A 4,937-nucleotide genomic window follows, 5' to 3' on the forward strand; every position below is an offset into this window, starting at 1 on the left:
GGTGTTGACGTAAATTTCTTGCTCAGGTAATAGACATCGATGGGGTCGCGGGCCGGGTTGGCCACATATTCTGGATCGGCCCGCAACAATTGCAGGTAGCTGTCCTCTGCAGCTGTTGGATTATCCAAAATAAGATAGGCCTGAGCTAAAAGAAGATAAGCCCGTACTTTCTGCTCGTTGGTAAAATCATTTCTATCTAAGCATGGCTGAAGCAAAGTCGAAATTCCGTAATAACGACCAGCATTAAATTCATCATCAGCCTGCCCTAATTGCACAAACACCGCTGCAACATCATTAATATTTTTTTCCGCAATAAAATAAACGCCGGTGTTGTCATCCATCATTTCGCCATCAACCGGGTTTTCCACTTCAGCTGTGTGCTGCCAAACACCTAAAGCAACTTTATCCTTGCTTTCATTTGCCCAGCCCCACTCAACTGCGCTGAACAAACCATCACCGCTGTTAAATTGCACATGAGTACCGCGCGGATTATTTGGGTCACCGGGAATGCCATCGTAAATAGCCGCTAGTAAATAATTATTTTCGCCCGCAAAGGTAAAATGCAGGGCGGTCGATGTAGTAGAAAAAATGGAGGGACCCACTTGCGAGGTATCCGGGCCGATACCAAAAGAAGGATGGGTAAATAAACCCGCTGATTCGAGTGAATAAAATGTGGAGTTGTAATCGTGCAAACCAAACAGAAGTTTTACGCTGTCATCCGCAAAACTGTGTTGATACCAAAACTCATAAACCTTTAATGCTTCATCGGTGGCGATATTGGAGATGCCTTGCACATCACCGACATCGTCGGAAGGATTATCGCCAGTATCACCCAGCACATAGACAAACCATTCACCATTGCCCCACCAACCCGCGGCGTCTGTATCTATGGCCAGCGTGAGATCAAGATTGGCAAGCTCACTGGAATCTTCCTGAATGCCACCATCCAGATTGGTGACCGATTCCAACGTCAAGGCCGCTGTCCATTGATAGACAGATTCAGCGCGAACACCAACACCAAAACCAACACCTGCACTCATCAACAGCAAAAGCGTGAGTATTTTTTTCATAGCCAACAATCCTTCTGCCTCTAACTGGTATGGCTGCATCCGCAAATAGCGGGTGCAACAGGGCAATGCTGACTAGCAGTATAGACAGGGATTAAGCGCGCCAAGGATTATCGCGAAAAAACCTACAGGCTTATCTTCGAATGAAATTAAAAAAAATGGTTTAAAAATGAATTTATCTAATTAGCTTGATGGTTGCTGTAGCGCCAGTTTTCGTTTAGTCAACGCTGTCGCTTCATGTTCGAGCGGATTGTCCGGCCACGGATGGCGTGGATAGCGACCGCGCATTTCTTTGCGCACTTCGGGGTAGGCTTGCTGCCAAAAAGTTTGCAGGTTAGTGGTGATAGCTAGCGGGCTACCATTAGGCGATAGCAGGTGAATTTTTAGCGGGATTTTACTATTAGCAAGTTGCAATTGTTCACAACCAAAAAATTCCTGCAACTTGGCCGAGATTTGCGCGCTGCCCTCGCTGGCAAAATCAATGGTAACGCTACGGCCGCTGGGCAAATCGATTTTACCCGGCAGTAGCTGTGCAATTTTTTGGCAGTGATCAAAACCCAAATAAAACTCCAGCGCCTCTTGTAGCGGCAATTGATCCAGACGCGTTGATTCATTTAAAAACGGCAATAACCATTGATGTAAATTGCTGATCAAGGCTGCATCGTCAAGCGCGGGCAATTCACATAGATTATGTGCAGTGACTAAACGTGCACGCTCCAGAAGCGCACGCGCTTTATCACTCCAGCTAAGGTGATCAAAACCTTTTTCCGCAATTAATATGCGTATATGTTCCAACAATTTTTGCGCAATCTCGCCGGCAGGAATGATTTGCCAACTCTCATCAATCGCCACACCACCCATTGACCAACATGTATGCTCCTGCCAACGCTGTTGCTTAAATACCAATGCGGTTTGCGCCTGACTCAGTTGTCGCTGCTGCTCTGCCGTTAATTGCAGAGCAATGCCAACACCAGAATGACTTTTGGGTTTAGTATTAATCAGCGGAAACACCGCCCAAGGTGAATCAAGATTGCCTTGAGGCTCAACACTCATACCCGAATTCAACCGGTAGCGACCCGAGCCTTGTTTAAATCCGATACGATCATTAAAGGCGCGCGCAAGTAATAATGGATCCAACGCAGCAGAATTTTTTTGCAGCGATAAAACACCTAACCAGCGTTTTTGTTGTTGCTGCCATTGGCGATTGCGCACCAGTTCGTGTGCGGCATCATCCAACAGCGCCGAAAAGTCCTGCTCGGCGGTTAATTCAAAATGCAGTGCGAGTGATAACAAGAGCGCTGCTTCGCTAATCGTTTTTTCATGCAGCAATAAAAACGCGGCGATACGCGGATGAGTACCGAGTGCACTGACCGATTTTCCCGCCGCGGTAATTTGTGTTTTGGTATCGAGCAACTGCATTTTTTGTAATTGTTGCACGGCAAAATTGAGCGCAAGTTTATTCGGCGCCTCCAACCAAGGCAGGGAATCAGCCGGGCTGCCCCAGTGGGCGATACGCAACGCAAGCGGTAAATAATCGGTCGCGCGAATTTCAGGTAAATCAGCCGCCGCGAGTGGCTGGTCTTGCGACCAGAGGCGAATACAATGTCCGGCCTGTACGCGCCCTGCACGACCGCGGCGCTGTTCGGCACTGGCCATACTGATACGTGTGGTGCGCAGACGGGTAATACCGGTGCGCTGTTCATAATCGGCGCGACGCGCCAAACCGGAATCAATAACTAGCGTGACGTCGGCAATCGTCAATGATGTTTCGGCAATATTCGTTGCCAGAATTAAACGCGAGCCTTGCATTGAATCTAATGCAGCGCCCTGTTCACTTGATGGGACACGGCTATGCAAACGAAATAGCTTTTGAATAGGAAATTTTTGTGCGATTAAACTGGCGCAATTTTCTATCTCCCGCCAGCCAGGTAAAAATACCAGCACCGTTGTGGATTGCCACTGCGGATACGCAAGCAGTGCACGCAATAACTGATCTTCAATTTTTTCAGCATAGCCGTTGGGATTTTGTTTGGCCGGTTGATATTGGGTGCTGACCGGAAAGCAGCGCCCCGGTGCAAATAAGCGATTACTAATTTGTTGCTGCAATGCAGGATCAGGTGTTGCGCTCATCAATACTAATTGCAAATCGTCACGTAAGATTTGCACTTCCTGCAAAAACGCCCAGGCCATATCCTGATTCACACTGCGCTCGTGAATTTCGTCGAGCATCACACAGGCAACACCATCGAGTGTGGGGTTTTGCAATAAATGTTGCAGCAAAATACCCGGTGTCATTAATACCAAACGGGTATCGACACTCATACGCGAATCGTAAGGCACTTGGTACCCCACTTGCTGCCCAGGCTTTTCACCCAACAACTGTGCGAGCCGCTGCGCTAGTGCTTGTGCTGCTAATACTCGCGGCTGTACCAACCAGACCTGTTGCCCTGCAGGTGCTTGCGCCAATACCCAGAGCGGTGCGAGTGTTGATTTACCAGCTCCAGGCTCTGCTTCCAGTAACAGCGGCGTATGTGCCAGTGCAGAAATAAAGTCATCGTGCAACGCACTGAGTGGTAAATCGGGCAACAGCATAAAAAATCCAGATGAAAACAAAAACTGATTAATCGAATTGATGAGTTAACTTAATGCCTGCCGAAACATTGCGCCCCAAGGCGGGTTCAAACGCGCGGCCGTTCGATTGATTAACGATGACCGAGCCCACGTAATTTTCATCGGTAAGGTTGGCCATTTTTAACCACCAGTCGAGTTGCAATGATTGGCCGGAATAGGTGCCCCGAGCACTCACATCAAACGTGTAGTAATCGGGTACATAAACCTGATTATTATCGGCAGTATAAATACGCGAGCGCTGTTGCGCGCCCAGATCCAATTGCAGCGCGTCATTCGCAAACGGCAGCCATTGTACACCCAGCTGATATTGCTCGCGCGCCACACCAGGCAATTGGCTGCCGTCCCATTGACCGGCAGAATAGAGAGCATCGAGCGATTGAATACCCAACTGCACCCGTATATTTGAATTAATCGCATAACGACCAAATAGTTCTATACCTTCGCGTTCAGTTTCAGCGGCGTTGCGAAAGGTCGTCCGACCTCCGACTGACTGATCCACGACAATTTCGTTTTCCGTATCGATAAAAAATTGCGTCAATGTCAGCTCGAACATCTCGTCAGGATTATAGTTAATTCCCCACTCATGCTGGCGATTAGTGGCGGGCTCAAGCCCGGTATTCAAACCGCTTGCACCGGTTTTGTAAGCCATTTCGGTGAGTGTGGGAGTTTCATAGCCGCGCCCACTACTGGCAAATAATTCCCACTCGGGTGTGATTGCATAGTTACCACCGATTGAAAAAGAATCTTCACGATAATTGCGCGCGCCTGAGTCATCAGGATTACCGGCAACAATAAATCTGTCCTCTACAACAAAATCCAAATCGGCATGGCGCACTCCGGTGTGAAGCAGTAATTTTTCTGTGGGATTAATGCGAATTAATGAATAAATATCGCGACTTTCAACTTCACCGATTTCAGCGCGGCGCAAATCACCTGCAGTGCCAAATTCATTTACATAACCGCGGCGATCATCTTGCATCTGCGCCAATTCTGCGCCGACACTGAGCTCGGCAGGCCAACTAAAAAAATTCAGGCTGCGGGTAATATTGCCGTTGACGCCGGAAAAATCCCGCTGTAAATCTACGACACCGCCGCTACCAGAAATAGCATCTCCCGCAAACCCCAGATATTGGGTAATTTCCCGCTCGCCCCGCCAAAGCCCGGTTTGCCAGCGTGTTGCACCGGTGTTGTCGCGTAGACTGATAGAGGTTTGTTGATGCGCAAAACAATTGCGCATCA

General features: G+C 48.5%; 3 protein-coding genes. All 3 read right to left on the reverse strand.

What is annotated here, in order from left to right:
- The coding region (locus ACWA6V_RS17285; RefSeq protein ID WP_449523658.1) for a tetratricopeptide repeat protein at nt 1-1,070 on the reverse strand (1,070 nt) is incomplete at its 3' end.
- Nucleotides 1,071-1,250: 180 nt separating this feature from the next.
- A complete protein-coding gene (hrpB, locus tag ACWA6V_RS17290) occupies nt 1,251-3,659 on the reverse strand; it encodes an ATP-dependent helicase HrpB (protein ID WP_449523659.1) in 2,409 nt (802 codons plus the stop codon).
- 28 nt (nt 3,660-3,687) lie between these two features.
- Nucleotides 3,688-4,937: TonB-dependent receptor domain-containing protein (locus tag ACWA6V_RS17295; protein ID WP_449523660.1), on the reverse strand; the 1,250-nt coding region annotated here is incomplete at its 5' end.

The sequence above is a fragment of the Cellvibrio sp. genome, assembly GCF_053579595.1.